This is a genomic window from Halorussus halobius, assembly GCF_004765805.1.
Classification (GTDB): Archaea; Halobacteriota; Halobacteria; order Halobacteriales; family Haladaptataceae; genus Halorussus; species Halorussus halobius.
In genome coordinates this window covers 298580-322341 of sequence record NZ_SBIU01000005.1, presented here as the reverse complement: position 1 = coordinate 322341, position 23762 = coordinate 298580, and the positions used below count along the sequence as shown (strand labels likewise).

Sequence of the window (23762 nt, the reverse complement as noted above, 5' to 3'; positions counted from 1 at the left end):
TTCCGCTCGCGTCGTTCGATGGTCGGTTCGCTCCCGTCGACGTCACGCTGGTCGGGTCGGCATCGGCGGGGAACCGATGCGGGGCGGGGATTACTCGTTCGTCTCGCCCCGCGTCCACTCGTCGTTCCAGACGCCGTTGTCCTCCCAGTAGTTCGCGACGCCCGGGTGAATTTCGAGTTCCGGCATCACCGCCTCGGTCATCGACTCCACGCCCGAGTGGTCGAGCGCGGTCGGGTCCGCCTCGCGGATGGCCTCCCAGTGTTCGCTGGAGAGGCGCGCGACCTCGCGAGTCGCCTCGGCGGGCACGTCCGGACCGAACGCCCACTGGCCCGACAGCACCCACGAGACGGTCTCGTCGGTCACTCGCGTCACGTCCTGCTCCCAGCCGTAGGGCTCGATCTCGGCGAGCCGCGCGCCGCCGACGCTCTCGATGGCCTGCCGGAAGCTGTCGTCGACCTCGATGGCGTAGAGCTGACCGTTGGACCGCACGTCGACCTCCTGGACCCAACTGGAGAGGTTGACGCCGTTCGCCCCGTAGATGCACAGCGCGTCGACCCGGCCCTCCTCGACCGCGCCGGCGATGTCGCTGGTGTCGAGGTTGAGAATCTCGTTTGGCTCCCACAGGCCGGCCTCCTGGATTATCTCCTCGGTGAGCAGCCGCGTCCCGAAGCCGGGCTGGATGGGGTAGATAGTGTACCCGCCGTCCGCGAGGTCCGCCGTGGACTCGATGCCCGACCCCTCCATCGCCACCCAGTAGATTTCGAGGTTCGTGAACACGAACCCCTGCATCGGGAGGCTCTCGACCGGTTCGTCGGCGAACGGCCCCTCCTCGTTCATCGCCTTCGACAGCGAGTTGTTGTCCACCCCGATGGACGAGAGGTTGCCGTTGTCGAACTCGTAGAGGTTCGCCGTCCATCCGTCGGTCACCTGGACCGAGATGTCGAGGACGTCGCTGTGCTGCTGGGCGGCGCGCGCGAGCGCCTGCCCCGCCTGCTGGGTCGAACTCCCCGACGAGGTCCCGCCGATGACTATCTGGTAGTTCTGCGTCCCGTCGTCCGCCCCGGCGCTCCCCGAGTACCCCGCGACGCCGATGACGCCCAGCGTCGCCGCGCCTTTCAACACGTCCCGTCTGGCCTTGTCATTCCCCGGCATGCAGTGGCACCCACCACGACGCCCCACATAAATATAATGTATTTTCATTATATTATCGGCTGATATTGGTCGCGGTCGTGGATAATATCCGACACTCGGATGGCGGCGGGCGGCCGACGCCCCGCGAGCGCGTTCGTTCGTCGCCGCCTCGGCGGGGACCCCGACCGGTCTAGCTCGCACGAGCGCCGCCATCGAACGTTACTTCGCGACGAGGACCGGCCGGTCGGCGTCGAGGACGACGCTCTGGGTCACGCTACCGAACACCGCCTTCCCGACCGGACTGCGCTGGCGGGCCGACACGAGAATCGCGTCCGCGGCCACCTCCTCGGCCACCTCCAGAATCGCGGCGGCCGGGTCGCCGCGGACGGTCGTGACCGTCGACTCGATTCCGAGGTCGTCGAGGTGCGCGACGGCCCTCGAAACCGTGTCGGGTACGCCCTGCAGGTCGTCGATGTCCTCGTTGATGGACTCTATCATCGCGGCCCCAGCCTCGTCGGCAGCGACCTCAATCTCCTCGTGAACGTGCAAGACGGTGACCGAGAGGTCGTCCCGGCCGGGCAGCGCGCCGAGTGCGTCGAGTTGCGTGGCCAGTCGTTGGTCGCTTTCGTCGACCGCCGCGAGGACGCGGTACATGGAGGCAGATTCTACATGATTATTCATAAGGTTCGCGGTCGGCTGGTCCACCGGAGCGGTCGCGGCCGGACCCACGGAGCGGTCGCGACGGGGCCCAGCGTCGTCGAGCGCACGCGCCGCCGGACTCACTCGGCGGCCGCGGTGACGTCGTCGGGCGGTTCGGTCGCGAGGACGCGGACGACGAACCCGGCTCCGACCAGCGCGAGCGCCGCGAGCATGACCCAGCTCGCGCGGTAGCCAACCGCGTCGGCGAGGTAGCCGAACGCCGGCGGTGCGACCAGCGCGCCGCCGGTGAGCGCGAGCTGGCCGCCGCCGGTCGCACCGCCCATCTCCTCGGCGGGGACCAGCGTGGCCATGCAGGAGTAGTAGACGCCGGTGAACCCGAGGGCGAAGAATCCGAGCGCGACGAACGCGGCCGCCGCCGCGAGTCGGCCGTCGGCGAGCGCGACGACGACGAACAGCGCCGCGCTCGCCACCGACTGGACGAGCAGGATGGCACCGATGCGACGTCGGGGCTCGCCGGACAGGACGTCGCTCAGCCAGCCCGTGACGACCCGGCCGACGCTCCCCGACACCTGGAGCGCGGCGAGCACGAACCCGCCGAAGGCGACCGACGCGCCGACCGACTCGTCGACGTAGATGATGGTGTAGCCGGTCGTGGTGAACAGGCCCGCGCCCAGACAGAATCCGGCGGCCGCCAGCGACCGGTAGGGTCGGTTGCGCGCCAGCCGCCGGAAGTCGGGGTAGCTCGCCTCCTCGGCGCTCCCCGAGCCGCGGTAGGCGAGCCAGAACGCCACCGCGACCGCGAGGCCGCTCGCGGCCGCGACGTAGAAGCCCGCCTCCCAGACGAGGACGCCAGCGATGCCGGTCACGAGCAGCGCGCTCGCGCCGCTGCCGGCCGTGACCCCGACCTGCTTGAGACCTATCGCGAGGTTCTGGCGGCCGGGCGGCGTGCCGTCGAAGATGGCCTTGTTCGTGCCGGGCATCGCCGTGCCGTACAGCGAACCGAGCGCGAACGCGCTGCCCAAGAGCGCGGGGTACGACCACGCCTGCGCGACCAGGACGGAACCGGTCGAGAGGCCGAGCAGGCCCACCGTGAGCGTTCGACGCTCGCCGAATCGGTCGGTCAGCGCGCCGAGCGGCAGCAGGAAGACGGCGTAGCCCAGCGTGAGCGCCGTGACCACGAGGCCGACCTCGGCCCCGGAGAGTTCGAACTGGTCGCGGAAGAACGGCGTCGCCGCGAACACGGCGTAGTAGCAGACGCTCGCGGCGAGCTGCCAGAGGAAGACAAGCGAGACGAGCCGGTAGAGCCCCATCCACGCCTGCTAACGACGGGGACGGGGAAAAGCGGTCGGGTCGGCGGAGCGTCCGAACCGTTACTGGACCTGCTTCGAGAACTGCTCGCGCACCTTCTGGACCTTCGGCTCGGCCTGAATCGAGCAGTACTGGTCGTTGGGGTTCTTCTCGTAGTAGTCCTGATGATACGCCTCGGCCTCGTAGAACTCTTCCAGGGGCTCTATCTCCGTGACGACGTCGCCCTCGTCGTAGGCTCCCTCGGCCTCCAGCGCCGAGACGAACCGCTCGACGGTCTCTTTCTGCTCGTCGTCGTGGTAGAACACCGCCGACCGGTACTGGGTGCCCACGTCCGGCCCCTGCCGGTTGAGTTGCGTCGGGTCGTGGACCGTGAAGAAGACCTTCAGCACGTCCTCGTAGTCGAGTTCGTCGGCGTCGTACTCGACCTGCACGACCTCGGCGTGGCCGGTGTCGCCCGAGCAGACCGCCTCGTAGGTCGGGTCCTCGACGTGACCGCCCGCGTACCCCGACGTGACCTCGACGACGCCGTCGAGTTCCTTGAACGCCGCTTCGGTACACCAGAAGCACCCGCCGGCGAGGGTGGCGGTCTCGGTGTCGGCATCTCGCGTCATGCGCTGGCGTAGGGGACGCGGACGGTTAGGTCTGCGGGAAGCGGCGGGGAAGCGTTCGGTTTCGGCGTCGGTCGAGTGGTAGTCCTCGAAACCGCGCCGGTTTTACCGTCCGTTCCCGTACGTCGCGCCGTGAAGAACGTCACGGACAGAATCAGCAACCCCTTCGGGATGCGGCCGCCCTGCGCCGCCGACGCCTCGGCTGACGGCGGTAGTGCGACGCAGGGTGACGCCTCCGCAACGCCGGGCGTCTCGGCGGTCCACGGCTACGGCGACGCCAACGCCGACTTCCACCTCGTCGGCGACCATCCCGGCGTTCACGGCGGCCGGGAAACCGGCGTCCCGTTCACCGGAAGCGCGGCGGGCGAGCGCCTCCAGTCCGTGCTCCGCGAGGTGGGGCTGCTCGGCGACGCCGACGGCGACGCCCCGGCGGTCGAGAACCTGTTCATGAGCTACCGCCACGCCTGCCCGCTGCCCGGCGACCGCGCGCCGACCGACCGCGAGTACGACGACATGGAGCGGTTCTTCGACGCGGAGTTGCGGGCCATCGCGGCCCACGTCCTCCTGCCCGTGGGCGAGCCCGCGACCCGCCACGTCCTCCGGACCTACGCCGCCCGCGAGGCACTGCTCGACCGCGAGGGGATGGCCGGACTTCACGCCGAACACGTCCCCGGCCGGGGGTTCCTCATCGTTCCGATTCGAGAGCCGAGCGAGTGGGACGACGGTGACCAGACCCACGGCGGCGACCGCGAGCGCCTCGTCGCCTCGCTGTCGGACCTGCTGGCATCGGACTACCGCCAGACCGCCGACCTGAGCCGGTTCGTCGCGACCGAGGACACCTACGAGGTGCGGTAGCGCGAGTCGCCCCGAGCGAATCGAGGCCGGCGCGGCTCACTCGTACGTGCGCCCGCCGGGGACGACGACCTCGAAGACGCCCCTGACCGCCCCGACCACGAGGTCGAGAACGAGCGGGAGCAGCGGCAACACGACCACGACGCCGACCAGCGCGCCCGCCGCCACCGCCGCGACCTCCAGCGGCGACGTGGGTTTCGGTATCGCCATGCGAGTTACGACGGCGGCCACCCTGAAAACGGTAGTGCCGTTCTCGGGGCCGGAGCCGACGGAATCGCGTCCCGCCGGACGGCGAGGTCGGTCCGCTACCGGTCGTCGAGCGGGGCGTCGAACCCCGCGCCGCAGCTCCGTCGGCGCGTCGCCACTTCACCGGGTCGGCGTCCCGCCCTCGGGGGTGGACCCGGTCGGTGATGGCGCTGGCGGAGCCGTGCGGGACGCGAACATACCCGGTTCGCGACGCCAGTCACCCCGGCGCGAGTTGAACGCCGTTTCCGCCGCGCGAGTGGAGCGAACCGCGAGAGGGAAAGCGACTTGTCGGCCACGCGCCGAGTAGGACCGTGAAGCGCATCCAGCTCGGAAACACCGTCTTCGAGGGGCGGAACGACGCGTACCTGTTCGGCGCGGACGGCGACACCACCGCGCTAGTCGACACCGGCGTCGCGACCGAGGACGCCCGCGAGCAACTCCGGGCGGGGCTGGCCGACCACGGCGTCTCGTTTTCGGACCTCGACGTCGTCTTGCTCACCCACTGGCACCACGACCACGCGGGGCTGGCGGGCGAAATCCAGCGGGCGAGCGGCGCGACCGTCTACGTCCACGAGGCCGACGCGCCGATGGTCGAGAGCGCGGACTCGACCCACGCCGAGGAGATAGCCGAGCGCGACCTGTTCGAGCGCTGGGGGACGCCCGACGAGAAGGCGGCCGAACTCCTCGACTTCCTCGACCTCCACGCCGAGATTCAGGGCGACCCCCCGACCGTGGAGACGTTCGCGGACGGCGACCGATTCGAGGTCGGGACCGCGGAGCTCGAAGCGGTCCACCTGCCGGGCCACGCCGCCGGGCTGACGGGGTTCGCGTTCGACGGCGATGGCGACCAAGGCGGGGACCAGCCCCGCGAACTGCTGTCGGGGGACGCGCTCTTGCCCAAGTACACCCCGAACGTCGGCGGCGCGGACCCCCGAGTCGAGGACCCGCTGGGCACCTACCTCGACTCGCTGGCCCGAATCGTCGATGGCGACTACGCGCGAGCGTGGCCGGGTCACCGCGACGCCATCGACGACCCGGCGGGCCGGGCCCGCGAGATAATCGACCACCACCGCGAGCGAACCGAGCGCGTCCTCGAGGTCCTCCGCGAGCGCGGCGTCGCCGACCCGTGGACGGTCAGCGCCGACCTGTTCGGCGAGCTCTCGGACATCCACGTCATGCACGGCCCGGGAGAGGCGTGGGCGCACCTCGACCACCTCGACCGTCACGGCGTCGTCGAGCGCACTGACGCCGGATACGAACTCGTCGACGACGCGCCCGACGTGGACGCGCTGTTCGAGTGAGCGCGCGTCGCCGTTCCCGCACCTATCTATCCCGCTCGACCTGAATGAAGGAAATTATTTATTAGGGGGCCGTGAATCCCCCAAGACGGACAATGTCGGGCGCGAATCCCCGCGTACTGCACGTCGAGGACAACGACTTCTTCGCACGAGTCACCGCCTCGGTTCTCGGTGACGAGTACGACATCGACGTGGTCAGGGCCGCCGACGGGGACGCCGCGCTCGGCGCGCTCGAACGCGAGCGGTTCGACTGCATCGTGAGCGACTACCGGATGCCCGGCATGGACGGGCTGGAGCTGTTCGACGCGGTCAGGGACGCCGGGCGGGAGCTCCCGTTCATCCTGTTGACCGGCGGCGGGAACGAGCGCATCGCGAGCGAGGCCATCACGGCCGGCGTGACCGATTACCTCACCAAGAGCGACGACGAGAAGCAGTTCGCGATGCTGGCCAACCGCATCGACAACGCGATCACCCGCCACCGGACCGAGCGCCTCGCCGAGCGCCAGATCGTCGTCAACGACCTGCTCTGGGACGTGAGCCAGTCGGTGCGTCGGTCCTCGTCGCGGGAGGCCATCCATCGGACCGTCTGCGACCGGCTCGCCGACTCGCAGCCCTACGCCCTCGCGTGGATCGGCGAGGTACGCGAGTCGACCGCCACGGTCCGACCGAAAGCGACCGCGGGCGTCGACCGGCGATACCTCGACGCCGTGGCCCTCGACGACGACCGGACGGGCCGCGACCGGGCCGCGGTCCGGGACGCCGTCCGGACCCGGTCGGTCCGGGTCGAACTCGACCCCGACCTCGGCGAAGCGTTCGACGCCGACTCGGACGGGAGCGCCGACCGATACGCGGTCGCGGCCGTCCCGCTGGCGTACGAGGGCGGCGACTACGGCGTGTTGAGCGTCTGGTCGGACGCCCGCTACGCGTTCGGCGAGACCGAGCGCCGGGTGCTCTCGAAGTTCGGGACGGGCATCACGTCGGCCATCGACTCGGTCCGGACCCGGAAGGAACTCGTCCGCCGGGAACAGCGCCTCCAGGTGTTCAACCGCATCCTCCGGCACAACCTCCGGAACGACCTCAACGTGGTACTCGGTCGCGCAGACAACATCAGCGAGCGGTTCCCGGCGGCCCGGGACGAGGCCGAGGTCATCAAGCAGAAGGCGGCCGAACTCATCGATATCAGCGAGAAGGCCCGCGAGGTGGGACAGACTCTCGACAGTCGGGGCCGGACGGGCACGAAGGTCGACGCGGTCGAGTGCGTCGAGCGCACGTGTGCGGAGTTCCGCCAGTCGTACCCCGACGCGGACATCGACGCCGAGCTCCCCGACTCCGCGCGGGTGTACGCCGACAAGACCCTGGAGGCCGCGATAAACGAGGTCGTCGAGAACGCCATCGAGCACAACGACGGCGACCCGACGGTGACGATACGGGTCGCGACCGTCGACGACGAGTGGGTGAACGTGACGGTGCTCGACGACGGCCCCGGCATCCCGGCGGCCGAGCGCGAGGTCCTCGCGGAGGGCGAGGAGACCGAACTCCACCACGGCAGCGGGCTCGGCCTGTGGCTGGCGAACTGGATCGTCGGCAAGTTCGGCGGCGAGGTGCTGTTCGACGAGTACCACACCAACGGCGGTGCGGTGACGCTCCGACTCCGACGCGCCGAGGACGCCCTCGAACCCCCGGAACCGAGGGCGTCCGACGGGAAGTGAGCGACGGGGGTCGCCACAGCGCCGAGTTGATTCGACGATAGATATATATGGATAAAATAACTAATGGCGTAGTATGAGCACCGAAGCGAGCGGGTATCTACAGCAGTTCAAGCAGGCCGAGTACACCGGAAAAAACCGATGCACGCCGTGCACCGTGGTCAACGTTCTCATCGCGGCCGTCGGCGGTGGCGCGGTCGGCGTCGCGGTCTCGGTTCCGGGCGGCGCGGCGGTGTTCGCGCTCTCGCTGGTCGCCATCTACTTCCGGGGGTACCTCGTGCCGGGGACGCCGACGCTCACCAAGCGGTACTTCCCGGACTGGGTACTGGCGAGGTTCGACAAGCTCGAGGACGAGCGGCCCGAGGTCGCCGACGAGGAGCGCGAGCCCGAGGCGGTGCTGGCCGACGCGGGCGCGGTCGAGCCCTGCGAGGGCGTCGACGACCTCTGTCTCGACGAGTCGTTCGCCGACGAGTGGTACGACCACATGGACGCCATCCGGGAGGGCGGTACCGAGAAGAGCGACCTGAGCGACGTCCTCGACCTCGACGAGGGGGAGCTCTCGTTCGACGAGCACGACGACGCGCTGGTCGCCCGATACGACGGGGGTCGGCTCGGCCAGTGGGAGTCGCGGGCGGCGTTGATCGCCGACCTCGCGGCCGCGAAGGCGCTCGAAGGCCGCTACGCCGACTGGGGCCGCCTCAGCGTCACCAATCGGAGCCGCGTGCTGAGCGGCCTCCGCATCTTCCTCGAGACCTGTCCCGACTGCGGCGGCGACATCACGATGGAGCAAGACACCGTCGAGTCGTGCTGTCGCACGATGGACGTGGTCGCGGTGAGCTGTGCCGACTGCGACGCGCGGATTCTGGAAGTCGAACACGACCAGTAGATGGGAGCGCTCGCCGAGCGGCGGGTCGCTCACACCTCGGCGACTGCGAAGAACGTCTCGGGGCGCTCGTCGGCGCGGACCACCTCGAACCCCGCGTCGTCGAGCAGGCCCACCGCCTCGTCCCGGTCGAACCGCTCGTCGGCGGGCGGCCCGCCCTCGCCGTCGCCGTTCGCGCTCCAATCGGCGACTACCAGCCGTCCGCCGGCCCCGAGGACGCGCGCGACCTCCCCGAGCGCGCCCTCGCCCGCGAACTCGTGGAACGTCATGGTCGAGAACGCGGCGTCGAGTTCGCCGTCCGCGAACGGGAGGTCGCCCACGTCGGCGGTCACGAGCTCGACGTTCTCGGGGACGCCCTTCCGGCGGTAGACGTCGTGCATCTCCGACTGGACGTCGACGGCCCGTACCGCGGTCGCGAACGGGGCCACGTCGTCGGTGAAAAAGCCGGTCCCGCTCCCGAGGTCGGCCACCCGCCCGAGGTCGACCGCGTGGCCGGCGTCGGCCGACGCCCCGGCCGTGTGACCCCGTCGGCCGGGCGCGAGCGCGCCGACGAGTTCCTCGCGGGAGAGGTACCGATACCGCGACTCGTCTTCGAGTCTGTCGGCCGACGCGGGGTCGAACGTGTGAAAGCCCATGCCGGAGATGGGGATTCGACCGCCTTAACGACTCGGGGCGGTCCCGGGCGTCGGCCGGCGCGCCGGCGGTCAGACGTACCGCTCGACGAGCGACCGGAGCTTGGGCTCGGGCTGTGCGCCCACGACCTGTTCGACCTGCTCGCCGTCCGCGAACAGCAACAGCGTCGGCACGCTCCGGACGCCGTACTGGGCCGCCAGCCCCTGCTGGGCGTCGATGTCGACCTTCGCCACGGCCGCGTCGGTGTCGGCCGCGATGGCGGCCACGGTCGGTTCGAGCATCTTGCACGGGCCACACCAGTCCGCGTAGAAGTCGACCAGCACGACGTCGTGGTCGGTGGTCACGGCCGAGAACTCCTCGACGCTCTGGACGTGGATGGGGTCTTCCGGGGCGGACGCGCCGGCGTCGGTCGCGTCTTGGCCGCCGGAGACCTCCTCGCCCAGGAGCTCTTTGCGCTTCTGCTCGCGGATGGCGTCGAGCGCGTCGTCGGTCATCGACTGCGCGTAGTCGCCGCGACGCTTTAACTGTTTTGCACGCATAGGACAATACCGGTCGATGCCGACCGGCCTCGCCCGCCCGGCTCATTCGAGCGCGTACAGCAACCCGTCGCCGGTCCCGACGAAGACGCGTCCGCCGGCGGGGACGGGCGACCCGCTGACCGGTGGGTCGACGCGGACGCGCCAGCGCTCGCGTCCGCCGGGCGTCCACGAGGTCAGTTCCCCGTCCCCGCCGACCGCGTAGACGCCGCGCTCGCCGACGGTCGGCCCGCCGGAGAACGCCTCGCTCGCCGCCGTCCACTCCGATTGCCCGGTCTCGGCGTCGACCGCCCGGAGCCGGCCGTCGAGGCAGGCGACGTAGAGGACGCCGTCCGCGAGCGCGGGCGAGGCCTGCACGCCGTCGGGCGGGGCGAGCCGCCAGACCTCCTCGCCGGAGTCGGCCGCCAGCGCGACCAGCGGGCCGGTGCCGGTGGGGACGTAGACGAGTCCGTCGCCGACGACCGGCGCGTCCACGGGGTTGTACCGGGCCGACTCGCCGAGCCGCCGGGACCACACTTCCGCGCCGTCGCCGAGGTCGATGGCGTGGACGGTCCCCTGCGTGCCGGGGTCGCGCTGGTCGTCGTCGCGGGCGGCCGCGTAGACCACGCCGTCGGCGACGGCCGGCGCGGCCCACACCGACGTCTCGACCGGGAACTCCCACCGGACGGTGCCGTCCTCGCGCTCGACGGCGACGACCCGGCCGCCGTCGCCGGAGGAGTGGCCGCTGATTCCGATTCCGACCACGAGGGCGTCGTCGGCGACCGTGGGCGACGACTCCGGATAGTCGAGGTCGGTCAGCCAGCGCCCGTAGCCGACCGTCCGGCCGAACGCACGCAGTCCGCCGTCGGCCGCGACCGCCCGGAGGCCGACGCGGTACGGGAGTGCGAGCGCGTCGTCGGCCAGCGCCGGGGTGAGCGGGGCGTAGCCGTCGGCCGAGTCGTGCCACCGGACCCCGCCGTCGGTCGGGTCGAGCGCGTACAGGCCGTCGTAGGCGGTGTTGGCGTACACCGCGTCGCCGACTATCGGCTGGGTCGAGTTGCGGTAGTAGCTCCCGCCGACGTGGACCCACGACGCTGACGGCTCCTCGGCCGGCCCCGCGGCGTCGGGGTTGTGGGCTGTGTTGGCGGCATCGAAGCCGAACTGGGGCCATCGCTGGTCGATTGGGACGGGCTCGGAGCCGGTACAGCCGGCCGTCACGGCCGCGCTCGCGGTTGCGGCCGCCGCGAGGAACGCGCGCCGGGAGCAGGTGGAGGGCATCGGTCGGGGCGTCGGGGCGACGGGCGAAAAGGATTTCGTCGGCGATGGGCCGATAGGGCCGTGCTCGGCGCGTCAGGACGCCCTGAGGCGCGCTTCCAGCTTCTTCACCCGGGTCGCCAGCGCGAGGAACGTCGCGGCGACCGTGATGACGACCGCGCCGGCGGCCGCGATTTCGTGGGTCGGCGAGGGGTGCGAGAAGCCGTTCGCGAGCGCCTCCTGGCCCGGGAGCGCGGTGTGGTGGGGCGTGCCGACGACCGGGACGAAGTAGTCGACCACGTCGTTGAGCAGGTACCAGCCCACCGCGACGAACACCGCCCCGACCGGGAAGTCGCTGTAGCGGTGGAGCACGAACGCCTCGGCGACCATGCCGAGGTGGCTCCAGAACAGGAAGTTGTACATGAACACCGAGTTGTACGAAAAGCCGTCCGCGAACGCCAGCAGGGTGAACGGCGTCCACAGCCCGAGCTTGAGACAGCCCACGAACGCGAGGGCGTTGACCACCTCGGAGTTACGCCCCAGCTTCCACAGCGCGAGGCTGGCCGCGACGAACAGCGTGGCCATCGGGCTGTCGGGCACGAGCGGCCACATCACCGGCGGCTCGACCCCGAACTGCAGCGTTATCAGCGAGTCCGAGAGCGGGACCGGGTGGAAGCCGTAGTACCAGAAGCCGAACGCGGTGCCGACGAGGTTGACCGCCACGATGGCCCACGCGTACCGGAGCGCGAGGTCCTCAAGTCGCTCGGGCAGCGGCGCGACGTAGCGGGGCAGGTCCGCCCGACCGGGGAGCATGTGCGGGGCGTCTCGCGTCCGGCGCATAGCTCTGACGGTTGTGCGCCGCGAGTCCGGGTTATCGGCCGAACAGCCGCTTCAGGAGCCCCCGTTCGGTGGGTCGCTCGGCCAGCACCAGCGAGGTGTCGATGCGGTCGAGTACGTCGAAGTGGAGCGAGTCGGTCACGAGTCGCGAGAGCAACCCCTGTTCGGTCGCGCCGACCAGCAACAGCGTGTGGTCGGCGGCCTCCCGGGCGATGGCTCCCTCGACGTCGCCGGAGTCGTCGACGACGCGGTCGACCGCCTCCAGGTCGTGGTCGGCAGCCCAGTCGGCGAGGAACTGCTCGCCGGCCTCGCGCTCGTCCGGGCCGTCCACGACCCGCAACAGCGTGACCTCCCCGGCCGCGGCCGAGCGGAGCGCCCGCGCGACCTCGGCGTTCAGGTCCGCGTGGGCGTTGTCCACGACCGGCAGGAGGACCCGGGAGACGTCCAGCCCGCGGTCCTTGAACACGAGGAAGTCGGCCGGGAGCCGGCTCGCGAGCTCGTCCAGCGGGCGCTCGGCCCGACCGGCCGACCACAGCCGGTCGTCGCTCCAGCCCATCACCACGAGGTCGGCGCGCTCGCGCTCGGCGACGTCGAATATCTCCTCGAACGAGCGGTGCGAGACCACCGTCGAGGTCTCGAAGCCGACGTCGTAGCTCTCGGCGATTCCCCGTATCTCGGCCATCTGCTCGTCGGACGTGGCGACGATGCGGTCGGTCTGGTCGGCGCTGTACCCCCGGGGCGTCCGGTCGGGCATCTGGACGACGTGGACGACGTGGACGCTGGCGTCCACCCGCTGGCTGGCCAGCGTACACGCCAGCTCGACGAGCGCAGTCTCGGTTCGCGGGTTCGAGATGGGCACGACGATGCGGTCGCCGCCGTGTTCGGCGAGGTCGATTCCCTCGCCGGTGTCGACCAGCGGGACGTACGACCGCCCGGTCATCCCGCCGAGCAGCCACTCGCGGACCGAGAGCTGCCGTTGGGCACCCTCGAAGCGCGCGGACTCGAGTCGGTGTTCGGTCGTCTGGAAGTAGTTGACGGCGGTGACGAGCACCACGCCGCCGACGGTGTTGCCCAGCAGGACCGGCAGGACGAACTCCACCAGGCCGACCCCGAACGCGAGGTCGCCGAGCAACACCAGATACACCATCTCGGTGAACGAGACCACCGAGTGGTAGAGGTCGCCCAGCGGAATCGACAGGAACGCGATGTAGACGACGACGACCCGGGAGATGGTGTCGCGGGCGGCGTACTCGACCCAGACCACGCCGGCCACGATGAGCCCGGCGAACGCCGCCTTCGAGAACAGGCTCAGCCACGCGGTGTCGACGCCGTGCTGGGCGATGTCGGCCGCCACCGTCGCGGCGTCCGGCGAGAGCACGCCGCCGAACGCCAGCGCGGCCGCGCCGAGCGCGCCGCCCGCGAAGTTGCCCGCCAGCACGACCGTCCAGTTGCGGAGCAGCGCCGGGAGGCTGGCCACTCGCTCTAACGTGAGCGCCACCGGCGGGAGCGTGTTCTCGGTGTAGAGCTGGTAGCCGCCGATGATGATGTAGATGAACCCCAGCGGGTACAGCAGGGCGCTCAACACCGGGTCGCCACCCGTCGACGCGGACAGCGACACGTACAGCAGGAACGTGATGGTGATGGCGAACCCGGCCGCGAGTGCGCTGAAGAACAGCTCCCGGCTCCCCGACGTTATCTCCTCGTCGGCGGCGGCGACGATGCGCTGGAAAATCTCGTCGGAGGTGAACCGGTCGCGGACGACCGAGCCGACCGCCGGTGCGCCGCTCCGGGACCGCTCGACGGCCTCCCGCACCGACTCCTCGGGGTCGGGCTCGTCCCGGCCCGATTCGTCAGCCTCGCTCATATCCGTACTGTCTCGTAGAAAAACTAAGCGTTTGGCATATCGGTCGATGCCGGCGCGCGGACCGTCGCGACCCGCCGGGCTCCGGCAACGCCGAGGCCAATCGGTACGCATTAACGGGTCGGGTCGAAATCGCCACCATGGCCGACCCAACGGACGTCGAGCAGCTCAAGCGCGGCAGCGAACTCGTCAAGCGCGGATTCGCCCGGATGCAGAAGGGCGGCGTCATCATGGACGTGGTGAACCGCGAGCAGGCCCGCATCGCCGAGGACGCGGGCGCTGTCGCGGTGATGGCGCTCGAGGCCGTCCCGGCGGACATCCGCAAGCGCGGCGGGGTCGCCCGGATGGCCGACCCCGCCGACGTGGCCGCAATCGTCGACGAGGTGTCGATTCCGGTGATGGGCAAGTCCCGCATCGGCCACACCAAGGAGGCCCAGATACTCGAATCCGTGGGCGTAGACATGATAGACGAGTCGGAGGTGCTGACCCCCGCCGACGACCGGTACCACATCGACAAGCGGGAGTTCACCGCGCCGTTCGTCTGCGGCGCGCGCGACCTCGGGGAGGCGCTGCGCCGCATCGACGAGGGCGCGGCGATGATCCGCACCAAGGGCGAGGCCGGCACCGGCGACGTGAATCAGGCGGTCCACCACCAGCGCGCCATCAAGAGCGCGATTCGGAAGCTAGAGGGGATGACCCGCGAGGAGCGCGAGGCGTTCGCCCGCGAGATAGAGGCTCCGGCCCCGCTGGTCCACGAGACCGCGGAGGCGGGCCGGCTCCCGGTGGTCAACTTCGCGGCGGGTGGCATCGCCACCCCGGCCGACGCCGCGCTGATGATGCACCACGGCTGCGACGGCATCTTCGTCGGGTCGGGCATCTTCGGCGCGGAGGACCCGGAGGCGATGGCCGACGCCATCGTCGCCGCGACGAACAACTGGGACGACCCCGACCGGCTCGCCGACGTCAGCAGGAACGTCGGGTCGGGGATGAAAGGCGAAGCGAACGCGACCCTCTCGGACGAGGAGAAGCTGCAGGGACGCGGGAACTGACGAGTCCGCGCCCGACGATGGGGCCAGGCTACGGGTTCCGGTTCGGGCGCTCGATGACCCTGGCGACCGAGAGGACGGCGTCGAACTCCGGCGGCGCGCCGGCGACCTCCACCTCGCGCGATTCCCGGTCGTACTCGACGTACTCGACCTCGTCGGCTTTCGGAAGGTCGCGGTGGTGTAACTCCACTTTGACGTTCTCGAACTCGTCGTCCGAGACCGACGCCGTCGCGGCGTCGGTCGTCCACTCGGCGACCTGTTCGGCAAGTTCGTCGACCGGGACCGGCCCGTCCGCTTGTTCGAGATAGTACAGCGCGTATCGGCGACGTTCCGCACTCAACAGGTCGAAGACGCGGTCCAACGTTGCCATCGACGTCAGTTTTCCGCCCGACGGAATAACGATTCCGTCGCGGGGCGATACTTGTGACGAACGCGAACGTGTTCGCCATCGGACGGCGTCGAGCGAACGGAGACACTCCGGTCGACCGACATGAAAACCGATATAGTGGCGCTGTCCGATGGCTCGCCCATGGCAACAGCGGACGACAATCGCATGGTCTGGCGCGCGATGTCCGTCGTCAGCGCCGGGATAATCGCGGCCGTCGCGTTCGCCTTCCTCGACGGCACGATTCGATGGGTCGCGCTGGGCATCGCAGCACTGGAACTCGTAGTCACGCCGCGGTTCATGCAGTGGGCGGCCGAGCAGGAAGACGCCTGAGCGGCGGATAGCACCCGAAGAGAACCGGCTCTACGAGTCGAATATCTCCGCGCCCGGCCCGATTTCGGTCCGGTAGGCGCGCGCGTCGACGCCGCTCTCCTCGAACGCCCCGACCATCGCGGCGGCGACCGCCCGGCGACTCGCCCAGTCCCGGCAGACCGCCAGCACGCCGGGGCCAGCGCCCGAGACGGTCACGCCGGTCGCGCCCGCCTCGCCGGCGGCCTCGGCCACCGCGTCGTAGCCCTCGACCAGTTCCGAGCGCGCGGGCGTAACCACCGGGTCGGTCGCGGCCCGGCCGACGAGTTCGGGGTCGCCCCGGCACATCCCCGCGACCAGCGTGGCGGCGTTGCCGACCGTCTCGACCACGTCGTCCATCGCCATCGAGTCGGGGACCACCTCACGGGCGTCGCGGGTCGACACCACGGTCTCGGGCAGGCAGGCCACGACCGGAATGTGGGCGTCGACGCTCGTCACGCCGTCGTCGGTCACGACCGTAAAGCCGCCGAGGATGGCCGGCGCGACGTTGTCGGCGTGGGCGTCGCCCGAGACCACCGCCTCGCCCTCGGCGGCGATTCGGACCAGTTCCTCGCGCGAGTGGCCCCGGTCGTAGAGTTCGTTCAGCGCGACCGCCGCACCCGCCGCGCTCGCGGCCGACGAGCCGAGCCCCGACGAGGGGCGGACGCCCTTGTCGATTCGAATTCGGGCCGGGGCGTCGAGTTCGCTCGCCACCACGCCGGCCGTGTTCTTCGCGGGGTCTGTCGGGACGAAGCTCTCGCCCGCGCCGGTCACCTCGATGGTGGTCTCGTCGGCGCGCTCGACCCGCACCACGTCGGCCGGATGGGTCAACGCCGCGCCGAACACGTCGAACCCGCTCCCCAGATTCGCGCTCGTCGCCGGAGCCCGCACCGTGAGCATGCACGTTGGTTGTGAGGGGGTGTGCAAAAACCCTCCGGGGACTGCCCGACGCTTCGTTCCGTCCGGTCCGGGTCGCTCGGTCCCGCGGCCGCTCGACACCCTTTTTGCCCGCGACCCGGTGTGTCGGCCCATGCGACTACTGGTGGTCCACGCCGACCGCTTCGCGTTCGAGACCGTCGCGCCCGCCGAGGTAGGCGGCGACGCGACCGGCCGGGCTTCGGCCGGGGTCGACGAGCCGCCGGACTCGGGCCGGGTCGACGACTGTCTCGCGGTCTTCGCGACGGTCGAGCGCGCGGACGCGGCCGACCTCGACGCCGCCGCCGCGAACGCCGCCGCCGAAATCCGGGCGGTCGCCGACCGACTCGGCGTCGGCGCGGTCGCGCTCTACCCCGTCGAGCACCTGAGCGACGAGAGCGCCGACGCCGAGCTGGCCGCGACCGCGCTCCCGGCGCTCGGGGCCGACCTGGACGCCGACTTCGAGGTGGTCCGCGCGCCGGTCGAGTGGCACGCGGCGTTCGAAGTGTCCTCGAAGGGCCACCCCCACGCCGAGCGCACCGTACGGGTTGGCCCCGACCGTGAGGCCGACGACCGCGCCGACCGAGACGCCCCCTCGCCGACCGACGCAGCCGAATCGCGGGTCGCGTTCCCGGACGGCGACGTGGTCGACGCCCGCGAGGCCGTGACGGACCGACGACTGGACGACCCGATGCGGTCGTTCGTCGCGGCCGAACTCGGGGACGGGAGCGCCCGCGAGCCCGACGCGACGGACCTGGCCGACCCCAGTGAGGTCGTCGAACGCCTTCGCGAGGCGGGGCTGGCCGACGCCGATAGCGCGGGCGGCCTCCGGTGGTTCCCTCGGGGAGCGCTCGCCCGGGACCTGCTCGCCGAGCACCTCACCGGTCTCGCGGTCGAGTACGGCGCGACGGTGATGGAGACGACCGGCGGCGGGCCCGGAGCGGTCGACCGTCGGCCCCCGTCCGAGGGCGACCGCCCGCGCCGCCGGTACGGGCTCGTCGCCCGCCCAGCGCCGGACGGCGGGCCGACGCTCTCGACGCCCGAGATTCGCGCCGCGACGCGCGACACCGAGCAGGCCCGGACGGAACTCCGCGCGCAAGTCGACCGCTGTCGGCGGGCCGTCGAGAGCCTCGGCTCCCCGTGGGTGGCGAGGGTGCGGACGACCGGCGAGTGGTACGACGAGAACGACACGTGGGTCGCGTCGCTCGTGGCGACCCTCGGCGCGCCGACGCTGGTCGAACCGTCCACACACCGCGCCGGCCCGTCGTTGGCGGTCGAACTCGCGCTCGTCGACGACGCCGGCGCGCCCGCGGTGAGCGCCCGGGCCGAGTACGACCCGGCCACCGACGGTGCCGGCGCGACCGTCCGCGCCACGCCCGTCGACAGCGTCGAGCGCGCGCTGGCCGCCACGCTGGGCGCGCGAGACGGGGACGCCCACCCGCGGACTCCGACCTGGCTCGCGCCCACGCAGGTCCGGTTCGTTCCGGTCGACGACGAGCACGCCGACCACTGCGACGCGCTCGCCGGGGACCTCGACGCGGCGGGCGTCCGGGCCGACGTCGACGACCGCGAGGCGACGGTGGGCGAACGAATCGCGCGCGCCGAGGCCGACCGCGTCCCCTACTACGCCGTCGTCGGCGACCGCGAAGTGAAGCGTGGCGGTCGCGGGGAGGACGCGCTCGCGGTGACGGTCCGGGCCGAGGGGCGCGAGCGGGAGATGGACGCCGAGACGCTGCGTGCGACCGTCCGCGACGCGGTCGACGAGTTCCCGCGCAAGCGACGGTATCTCGCCCGACGACTCGGCGAGCGGCCGGACGTTCCGGGCCGATAAACGCTGAATCGGCCCCGCGAATCGGGACGACGTCGGGCGCTCGGCCCGAGCGACCGGTTCAGTCGGCCTTCGCCGGGCTGTCGGGGTCCGAGTCAACGCCGGGGATGTCGCCGACCGCGGGTTCGTTCTCGTCGTCCTCGCCGACCGCGATGCCGCTGGTGACGATGGTCCGGACGCCCTCCTCGACGGTCATGTCCACGTCGTACACCCGGTCCTCGGGGATGTGAGCGAGGTAGCCGCCCATCACGGGGTTGGGCGCGAACGGGAGGAACATCGCGACGAGGTGGTCCTCGCCGACCGCCTCGCCGATGGCCGGCGGGGAGTCGGCGGTCTCGAAGCCGAGGACGTACGACCCTTCGCGGGGGTACTCCACGACCTTCACGTCCTCGAAGTTCTCGGCGTCGCTCTCGAGCATCACGTCGCCCACCCGCCGGACGCTCCGGTAGACGGTCCCCACGCCCGGAATGTCGCCGAGCGCGCTGTCGACCGCCATCACGATGCGCTGGCCGTACCTGACGTGTGCGAGCGAGCCGACTCCGACCACGGCGGCGAGGAGTATCGCGACCGCCACGAGTTCGGGGACGTACTCGAACACCGCGCCGTAGATGCCCAGGCCCGCGAAGAACTGGGCGATCCACAGCGACCGGAGGACGTCGACCAGTCCGGTCCACTCGAGGACCGCGACCAGCGGCGTGAACGCTCCGGCGACGAAGTCGATTATCGTCGACAGCACCCAGACGGTCACCACCAGCGGAACGATGATGGCGAGCCCGGTTATCACTACCCGGAGCAGTCCGTCGTACACTGACTCCCCCCGCTCCCGCGCCGCTTCCGTCGGCGTCTCGGCGTCCCCCATCCGTATCACTACAAGTCAGTTCTCGACAAAAGGGATTGTGGCGGAATCGGGGACTCGGCCCGCCAGCGTCGCCTACGTCGGCCGCACGTCAACGTCTCCCTATTTCGGCCGCGCGCCGGTCCCCGCGCGGTCCAGTTCCCCGAGTTCGATTCGGCTGCCGGTCGTGGGAACGCCCTCGTAGGGGTCGTCGGCCAGCAGCAGCGAGCCGTCGAGGTCGGCGTAGTCGAGCAGGGGCGCGAGGTGGGCGGCGGCCGCGATGGCGGCGTTCGACTCGACCATGCAACCGAGCATGACCGCCAGCCCGTGCGCGCGAGCGGCGTGAATCATGCGCTTGGCCTCGCGGAGGCCGCCACACTTCATCAGCTTCAGGTTCGCGATGTCGGCCTTGTCGGCGATTCGCGGGATGTCGGACAGGGTGATGCAGGACTCGTCGGCCGCGATGGGCAGGGCCGACCGCTCGCGGACGAATCGCATGCCCTCGGGATTCCCGGCCGGAACCGGCTGTTCGACGAACTCGAGGTCGTACTCGGCGAGCGCGTCTATCTTCCGGACCGCCTCGCGCGGCGACCACGCCTCGTTGGCGTCGACCCGGATGGTGGCGTCGGGCGCGGCCGCCCGGACCGTCGAGACGATTTCCTCGTCGCGGTCGGTGCCGACCTTGACCTTCAGCTTGGAGTGGCCGCGCTCGATTGCGGTCTCGGTCTTCTCGCGCATCCGCTCGGCGTCGTCGATGCCTATCGTGTAGGTGGTCGGGATCGCGTCCTCGGGGTCGAGCCCCCAGTACCGAGAGAGGGGTACGTCGAGGCGCTTGCAGACCAAATCGTGGAGCGCGATGCTGACCGCGCATCTGGCGGCCGGGTTGCGCTCGACCGTCTCGCGTAGCCGACGCTCGATGCGGTCGAGTCGGTGGGGTTCGCCGACTTCCTCGACGACCGACAACAGGTCCGGCAGGACGGCCTCCACGGTGGCGGCGGTCTCGCCGTAGTGGCTGGACGGCGCGGCCGCGCCGACGCCCTCGTTGCCCTCGTCGTCGGCGATTCGGACCACCACGTTCTCGACCGACTCGCTCGTCCCCCGCGCGATGGTGAACGGGTACTCCAGCGGGAGCGAGACGCGCTCGAACTCGGTCGAGAGGCTCACAGAATCGCCTCCAACACCGCGTCGATTCCGGCGTCGTCGCCGTCGCGCTCGCCGAACCGCACCGGGTCGGTCGCGGGCGCGTCGAGGTCGGCGGCGAACGACTCGACCGCCGCGCGGGCCTCGGCGTCGTCGGCGATTCCCTTCGTGTTGAGCGCGCCCGCAGCGACCTCGGTCTCGTGGACCGGGCCGGCGAGGTCCTCGTAGAGGTCGACGTACTCCGGGACGGGCGGCAGGTCGAACTCCTCGTAGCCGTGGACCGCCTCCCGGCCCGCCTCGTGACAGAGGACGAGCCGGTCGGCCATCGACCCGTGGAGGATGCCGCAGGTCACCGCCGAATAGGCGGGGTGGACGATGCTGCCCTGGCCCTCCACGAAGAGGTAGTCGTAGTCGTCGCCGCGCTCGACTAGCATCTCCTCGACCGCGCCCGCCGTGAAGTCGCTCACCACGCGGTCGACCGGGTTCCCCCAGCCCTCTATCATGATGCCGGTCTGGCCGGTCGGGACGAACCCGGCGTCGACGCCGCGCTCGCGGGCGGCTTCGAGGAGTTCGAGCGTGGCGGTCATCTTGCCGACCGAGCAGTCGGTCCCGACCGTCAACACGACCTCGGCGTCGACCTCGCCCGCGACGCCCTGCGCGACCGTGAGGTCCTCGGGCGGCTTGCGCACGTCCCAGACGTCGCAGTCGTTGTCGGCCGCGAGGGCCGCGAACTCGTCGTCGTCTTCGAGGAAGTAGTGGAGGCCCGAAATCAGGTCGCAGCCGCGTTCGAGCGCGGTCCGGACGTCCGAGCGCCACGACTCGTCGAACCCGCCGCCGATGGGCGCGATGCCGATTATCAGCGCGTCGACCGCGGGCGCGTCGGCCATCTCGGCGACGATGGGCGCGTCCTGCACGTCGGGAACGAACTCGGAGACGCGCTTGCCGGCGTTGTCGCGGTCGAGCACGGCTTCGATCTCGTAGTCGGAGTACCGGAGCAGCCCGACCGCCGTCTTGGCGCGGTCGGGGAACTTCTCGTGAGCGAGTACGGCGACCTTCATGCGTAGAGGCAGGTCGGACCGGGGCTTAAAGGTCGGTGTGGCGGAAACGACGGGTTTCGGATGGGTACGACCGACCAAGGTTGCGCTCGGTGAATCAACCGCTAATCCTGGCGGACTGAAAGGGCGAGGCGGGCTCGCGTTCATTTTAGTCGTCTCAGCGACCTCTCTCCGGAGCGAACGTAGTGAGCGGAGGAGATGTCGCTGAGCGACCGCGAGCGCGCCGAGGGCTTTCGAAGAATTGTTCGCTGTTGCAGTGTCTCAATCGTGAGTGTGCCGAGGGCGTTCGAGAATCCGTAGTCGCGCGAACGAGGAACCTATTTGGGGCCGCCGACCCCACGCCGACACATGGTGTCCGACATCTTCGACCCCGAGGCGTGGGAGCCTGCGGGACCCGAGTTCGACGACCTCACCTACCACCGCGCCGTCGACTCGGGGACGGTCCGCATCGCGTTCGACCGCCCGGAGGTCCGGAACGCCTTCCGGCCCGAGACGGTCGACGAACTCTACGACGCGCTCGACCACGCCAAGCGCCAGACCGACGTGGGCTGTATCCTGCTGACGGGCAACGGCCCTTCGCCGAAGGACGGCGGGTGGGCCTTCTGCGCCGGGGGCGACCAGACCGTCCGGGGCGACGAGGGGTACGAATATCGCGGCGAGGAGGGCGACGACCGCGAACCGGACGAAAGCGCCGGAACCGACCGGACCGCGACGGGCGGCCGACTCCACATCCTCGAAGTCCAGCGGCTCATCCGCCACGTCCCGAAGCCGGTCGTCGCCGTCGTCCCCGGGTGGGCGGTCGGCGGCGGCCACAGCCTCCACGTGGTCTGTGACATGACCATCGCCAGCGAGGACCACGCGGTCTTCAAGCAGACCGACCCCGACGTGGCGTCGTTCGACGGCGGATTCGGCTCGGCGTACCTCGCCAAGCAGGTCGGCCAGAAGAAGGCCCGCGAGGTGTTCTTCCTCGGGAAGAACTACGACGCCGAGGAGGCGGCCGAGATGGGAATGGTCAACGAGGTCGTCCCCCACGAGCGACTGGAGGAGGTCGCCCTGGAGTGGGCCGAGGAGATGAACGCCAAGAGCCCGACCGCGATGCGGATGCTCAAGTACGCGTTCAACGCGACCGACGACGGGATGGTGGGCCAGCAGGTGTTCGCGGGCGAGGCCACGCGACTGGCGTACATGACCGACGAGGCCCAGGAGGGCCGGGACGCCTTCGTCGAGGGCCGGGACCCCGAGTTCGACGAGTTCGACTGGCACTACTGAGCCGCCGCCCCGTGACAGGGCTTAACAGTGTGGCCGGCGAATCTTCGGTGAGGGACCGTCCGTGACTTCGATAGCCGAGTTCACCCTTCCGGCCGGCGAGTTCCCGCTCGGACGCGCGTTCGCGTCGTTCCCGAACGTGGTGTTCGAACTGGACCGAGTCGTCCCCAGCGCCGACACGGTCATGCCGTACTTCTGGGTGCGGGGCGCGAGCGTCGACATGGCGGCCGTCCGCGACCTGCTCGCCGACGCCCCCGAGTTGCGGTCCGTCGTGCTGATGGAGAACCTGGGAGACAGGGGCCTGTTCCGGGCCGAGTGGGAGCCGGCGTTTCTGGGCATCATGAGCGCCATCGCCGAGACCGACGTGACCGTGGTCTCCGCGTGCGGCTCCGAGAGCGGCTGGACCTTCGAGCTCCGGGCCGAGCGGACCGAGGCGATATCGGCGTTCAAGGAGTACTGCGCCGACCACGACATCCCGGTCTCGCTGGCTCGACTCAGCCACCTCTCGGAGGCCGCCTCGGAGAGGGGGTTCGGTCTCACGCCCGAACAGCGCGAGGCGCTCGTGCTCGCCTACGAGGCGGGGTACTACGACCAGCCCCGCGGGACCGACCTCGACGCGCTCGCGTCGGAACTCGACATCAGCCGACAGGCGTTCGCCGCCCGGTTGCGTCGGGCCTACCGCACGATGGCCGAGAACGCGCTGACGGGCGACTCCGCCGACCCGACTTAAGCGGGTTGCATAGGTAACGGGGAAGTTGACCCGTCGCGCGCGAGTAACTGGACGCGATGACCGACGAGGCAGTTCCCGGATCGACGTTCACCTACGACGTTTCGCCGTCCGAATCGCTCAGCGAGGGGGTAATCGCGGCGGTGGCGGCCGCGTCCGACACCGACCCCCTGTCGCTCGTTCGCGCCGACGAGGGCGATTTCGAGCCGCTGTACAGCGTAATCGACCCCGACGCGCTCGACGCGATATTCCACGGGAGCGACTCCGGGTCGCGCGCCTCGGACGGCAGGGTGACGTTCACCTATCACGGCCACGAGGTCCAGGTCGACGGCGACGGCCGGATAACGGTCGCGCGGACCGCGCTGGCGGCCAGCGGGGACTGACCGGGCGGGAGCGGCCGTGGGCCGGGTCGTCTCGCTCGCGCG

General features: G+C 70.6%; 25 protein-coding genes. 10 read left to right on the top strand and 15 right to left on the bottom strand.

Features of this window, described 5'->3' with window-relative positions; all coding sequences use genetic code 11:
• Nucleotides 1–90: 90 nt before the first annotated feature.
• The 4 genes from EPL03_RS15860 to msrA all read right to left on the bottom strand — a co-directional run bounded on the left by EPL03_RS15860 (nucleotide 91) and on the right by msrA (nucleotide 3710).
• Nucleotides 91–1119, bottom strand: a complete 1029-nt coding sequence (locus EPL03_RS15860; protein WP_135830352.1) for a TAXI family TRAP transporter solute-binding subunit — start codon at nucleotides 1117–1119, stop codon at nucleotides 91–93.
• A 231-nt stretch (nucleotides 1120–1350) separates the two neighbouring features.
• Nucleotides 1351–1785, bottom strand: a complete 435-nt coding sequence (locus EPL03_RS15855; protein WP_135830306.1) for a universal stress protein — start codon at nucleotides 1783–1785, stop codon at nucleotides 1351–1353.
• A gap of 125 nt (nucleotides 1786–1910) precedes the next feature.
• Nucleotides 1911–3101 (bottom strand): MFS transporter, encoded by a 1191-nt coding sequence (locus EPL03_RS15850; RefSeq protein WP_135830305.1) that lies wholly within the window; start codon nucleotides 3099–3101, stop codon nucleotides 1911–1913.
• 60 nt (nucleotides 3102–3161) lie between these two features.
• Nucleotides 3162–3710, bottom strand: coding sequence for a peptide-methionine (S)-S-oxide reductase MsrA (gene msrA / locus EPL03_RS15845; RefSeq protein WP_135830304.1), 549 nt, complete (start codon nucleotides 3708–3710; stop codon nucleotides 3162–3164).
• Between the two features lie 129 nt (nucleotides 3711–3839).
• Between msrA and EPL03_RS15840 the strand changes: the two genes are divergently transcribed.
• Entirely contained in the window at nucleotides 3840–4562 is a 723-nt protein-coding gene (locus EPL03_RS15840; RefSeq protein ID WP_135830303.1) for a uracil-DNA glycosylase family protein, read from the top strand.
• A gap of 36 nt (nucleotides 4563–4598) precedes the next feature.
• On the opposite strand, the gene EPL03_RS20155 is transcribed toward EPL03_RS15840, so the two are convergent.
• Entirely contained in the window at nucleotides 4599–4769 is a 171-nt protein-coding gene (locus EPL03_RS20155; RefSeq protein ID WP_168216284.1) for a hypothetical protein, read from the bottom strand.
• Between the two features lie 347 nt (nucleotides 4770–5116).
• Here EPL03_RS20155 and EPL03_RS15835 point away from each other — a divergent pair, with 347 nt between their 5' ends.
• From EPL03_RS15835 to EPL03_RS15825, 3 genes are all read left to right on the top strand, one after another.
• Nucleotides 5117–6106, top strand: a complete 990-nt coding sequence (locus tag EPL03_RS15835; protein WP_135830302.1) for an MBL fold metallo-hydrolase — start codon at nucleotides 5117–5119, stop codon at nucleotides 6104–6106.
• 92 nt (nucleotides 6107–6198) lie between these two features.
• Nucleotides 6199–7812: a response regulator gene (locus tag EPL03_RS15830; RefSeq protein ID WP_135830301.1), complete on the top strand. Its 1614-nt coding sequence runs from the start codon at nucleotides 6199–6201 to the stop codon at nucleotides 7810–7812.
• Nucleotides 7813–7885: 73 nt separating this feature from the next.
• Nucleotides 7886–8695, top strand: coding sequence for a hypothetical protein (locus EPL03_RS15825; protein WP_135830300.1), 810 nt, complete (start codon nucleotides 7886–7888; stop codon nucleotides 8693–8695).
• Between the two features lie 29 nt (nucleotides 8696–8724).
• Here the strand turns inward: EPL03_RS15825 and EPL03_RS15820 are convergent, their stop codons facing one another.
• From EPL03_RS15820 to EPL03_RS15800, 5 genes are all read right to left on the bottom strand, one after another.
• Nucleotides 8725–9327 carry a class I SAM-dependent methyltransferase gene (locus EPL03_RS15820; RefSeq protein WP_135830299.1) on the bottom strand — a complete coding sequence of 201 codons (603 nt, stop codon included), beginning with the start codon at nucleotides 9325–9327 and terminating at the stop codon, nucleotides 8725–8727.
• A 69-nt stretch (nucleotides 9328–9396) separates the two neighbouring features.
• Nucleotides 9397–9819 carry a thioredoxin gene (trxA, locus tag EPL03_RS15815; RefSeq protein ID WP_135830298.1) on the bottom strand — a complete coding sequence of 141 codons (423 nt, stop codon included), beginning with the start codon at nucleotides 9817–9819 and terminating at the stop codon, nucleotides 9397–9399.
• A gap of 87 nt (nucleotides 9820–9906) precedes the next feature.
• Nucleotides 9907–11118: an outer membrane protein assembly factor BamB family protein gene (locus EPL03_RS15810; protein ID WP_135830297.1), complete on the bottom strand. Its 1212-nt coding sequence runs from the start codon at nucleotides 11116–11118 to the stop codon at nucleotides 9907–9909.
• Between the two features lie 72 nt (nucleotides 11119–11190).
• Nucleotides 11191–11907 (bottom strand): DUF1405 domain-containing protein, encoded by a 717-nt coding sequence (locus EPL03_RS15805; RefSeq protein ID WP_210425017.1) that lies wholly within the window; start codon nucleotides 11905–11907, stop codon nucleotides 11191–11193.
• Between the two features lie 58 nt (nucleotides 11908–11965).
• Complete coding sequence (locus tag EPL03_RS15800) at nucleotides 11966–13795, bottom strand: formate/nitrite transporter family protein (RefSeq protein ID WP_135830295.1); 1830 nt, start codon at nucleotides 13793–13795, stop codon at nucleotides 11966–11968.
• A 137-nt stretch (nucleotides 13796–13932) separates the two neighbouring features.
• Here EPL03_RS15800 and pdxS point away from each other — a divergent pair, with 137 nt between their 5' ends.
• Nucleotides 13933–14841 carry a pyridoxal 5'-phosphate synthase lyase subunit PdxS gene (gene pdxS, locus EPL03_RS15795; RefSeq protein WP_135830294.1) on the top strand — a complete coding sequence of 303 codons (909 nt, stop codon included), beginning with the start codon at nucleotides 13933–13935 and terminating at the stop codon, nucleotides 14839–14841.
• Nucleotides 14842–14869: 28 nt separating this feature from the next.
• Here pdxS and EPL03_RS15790 read toward each other — a convergent pair whose 3' ends face one another.
• Nucleotides 14870–15208 carry a DUF7344 domain-containing protein gene (locus EPL03_RS15790; protein WP_135830293.1) on the bottom strand — a complete coding sequence of 113 codons (339 nt, stop codon included), beginning with the start codon at nucleotides 15206–15208 and terminating at the stop codon, nucleotides 14870–14872.
• Between the two features lie 159 nt (nucleotides 15209–15367).
• Here EPL03_RS15790 and EPL03_RS15785 point away from each other — a divergent pair, with 159 nt between their 5' ends.
• Nucleotides 15368–15556, top strand: a complete 189-nt coding sequence (locus tag EPL03_RS15785) for a hypothetical protein (protein WP_135830292.1) — start codon at nucleotides 15368–15370, stop codon at nucleotides 15554–15556.
• Nucleotides 15557–15586: 30 nt separating this feature from the next.
• Here EPL03_RS15785 and EPL03_RS15780 read toward each other — a convergent pair whose 3' ends face one another.
• The gene (locus EPL03_RS15780; protein ID WP_135830291.1) at nucleotides 15587–16471 is read right to left on the bottom strand and encodes a homoserine kinase; all 885 of its coding nucleotides are present in this window, start codon (nucleotides 16469–16471) and stop codon (nucleotides 15587–15589) included.
• 130 nt (nucleotides 16472–16601) lie between these two features.
• Between EPL03_RS15780 and EPL03_RS15775 the strand changes: the two genes are divergently transcribed.
• Entirely contained in the window at nucleotides 16602–18317 is a 1716-nt protein-coding gene (locus EPL03_RS15775) for a threonyl-tRNA synthetase editing domain-containing protein (RefSeq protein ID WP_168216283.1), read from the top strand.
• A 58-nt stretch (nucleotides 18318–18375) separates the two neighbouring features.
• On the opposite strand, the gene EPL03_RS15770 is transcribed toward EPL03_RS15775, so the two are convergent.
• The 3 genes from EPL03_RS15770 to EPL03_RS15760 all read right to left on the bottom strand — a co-directional run bounded on the left by EPL03_RS15770 (nucleotide 18376) and on the right by EPL03_RS15760 (nucleotide 21347).
• Nucleotides 18376–19173, bottom strand: a complete 798-nt coding sequence (locus EPL03_RS15770; RefSeq protein WP_135830289.1) for a DUF502 domain-containing protein — start codon at nucleotides 19171–19173, stop codon at nucleotides 18376–18378.
• A gap of 99 nt (nucleotides 19174–19272) precedes the next feature.
• On the bottom strand, nucleotides 19273–20313 hold the full coding sequence (locus EPL03_RS15765) for a dipeptide epimerase (RefSeq protein WP_135830288.1): 1041 nt from the start codon (nucleotides 20311–20313) through the stop codon (nucleotides 19273–19275).
• Nucleotides 20310–21347 carry a DUF1611 domain-containing protein gene (locus EPL03_RS15760; protein WP_135830287.1) on the bottom strand — a complete coding sequence of 346 codons (1038 nt, stop codon included), beginning with the start codon at nucleotides 21345–21347 and terminating at the stop codon, nucleotides 20310–20312. The genes EPL03_RS15765 and EPL03_RS15760 overlap by 4 nt, the downstream gene beginning before the upstream one ends.
• A gap of 345 nt (nucleotides 21348–21692) precedes the next feature.
• On the opposite strand from EPL03_RS15760, the gene EPL03_RS15755 reads away from it, so the two are divergent.
• The 3 genes from EPL03_RS15755 (at nucleotide 21693) to EPL03_RS15745 (ending at nucleotide 23720) form a co-directional block, all read left to right on the top strand.
• Nucleotides 21693–22613, top strand: a complete 921-nt coding sequence (locus EPL03_RS15755) for a 1,4-dihydroxy-2-naphthoyl-CoA synthase (RefSeq protein ID WP_135830286.1) — start codon at nucleotides 21693–21695, stop codon at nucleotides 22611–22613.
• Nucleotides 22614–22674: 61 nt separating this feature from the next.
• On the top strand, nucleotides 22675–23340 hold the full coding sequence (locus EPL03_RS15750) for a helix-turn-helix domain-containing protein (RefSeq protein WP_135830285.1): 666 nt from the start codon (nucleotides 22675–22677) through the stop codon (nucleotides 23338–23340).
• A 56-nt stretch (nucleotides 23341–23396) separates the two neighbouring features.
• Nucleotides 23397–23720 carry a HalOD1 output domain-containing protein gene (locus tag EPL03_RS15745; protein ID WP_135830284.1) on the top strand — a complete coding sequence of 108 codons (324 nt, stop codon included), beginning with the start codon at nucleotides 23397–23399 and terminating at the stop codon, nucleotides 23718–23720.
• Nucleotides 23721–23762: the final 42 nt, after the last annotated feature.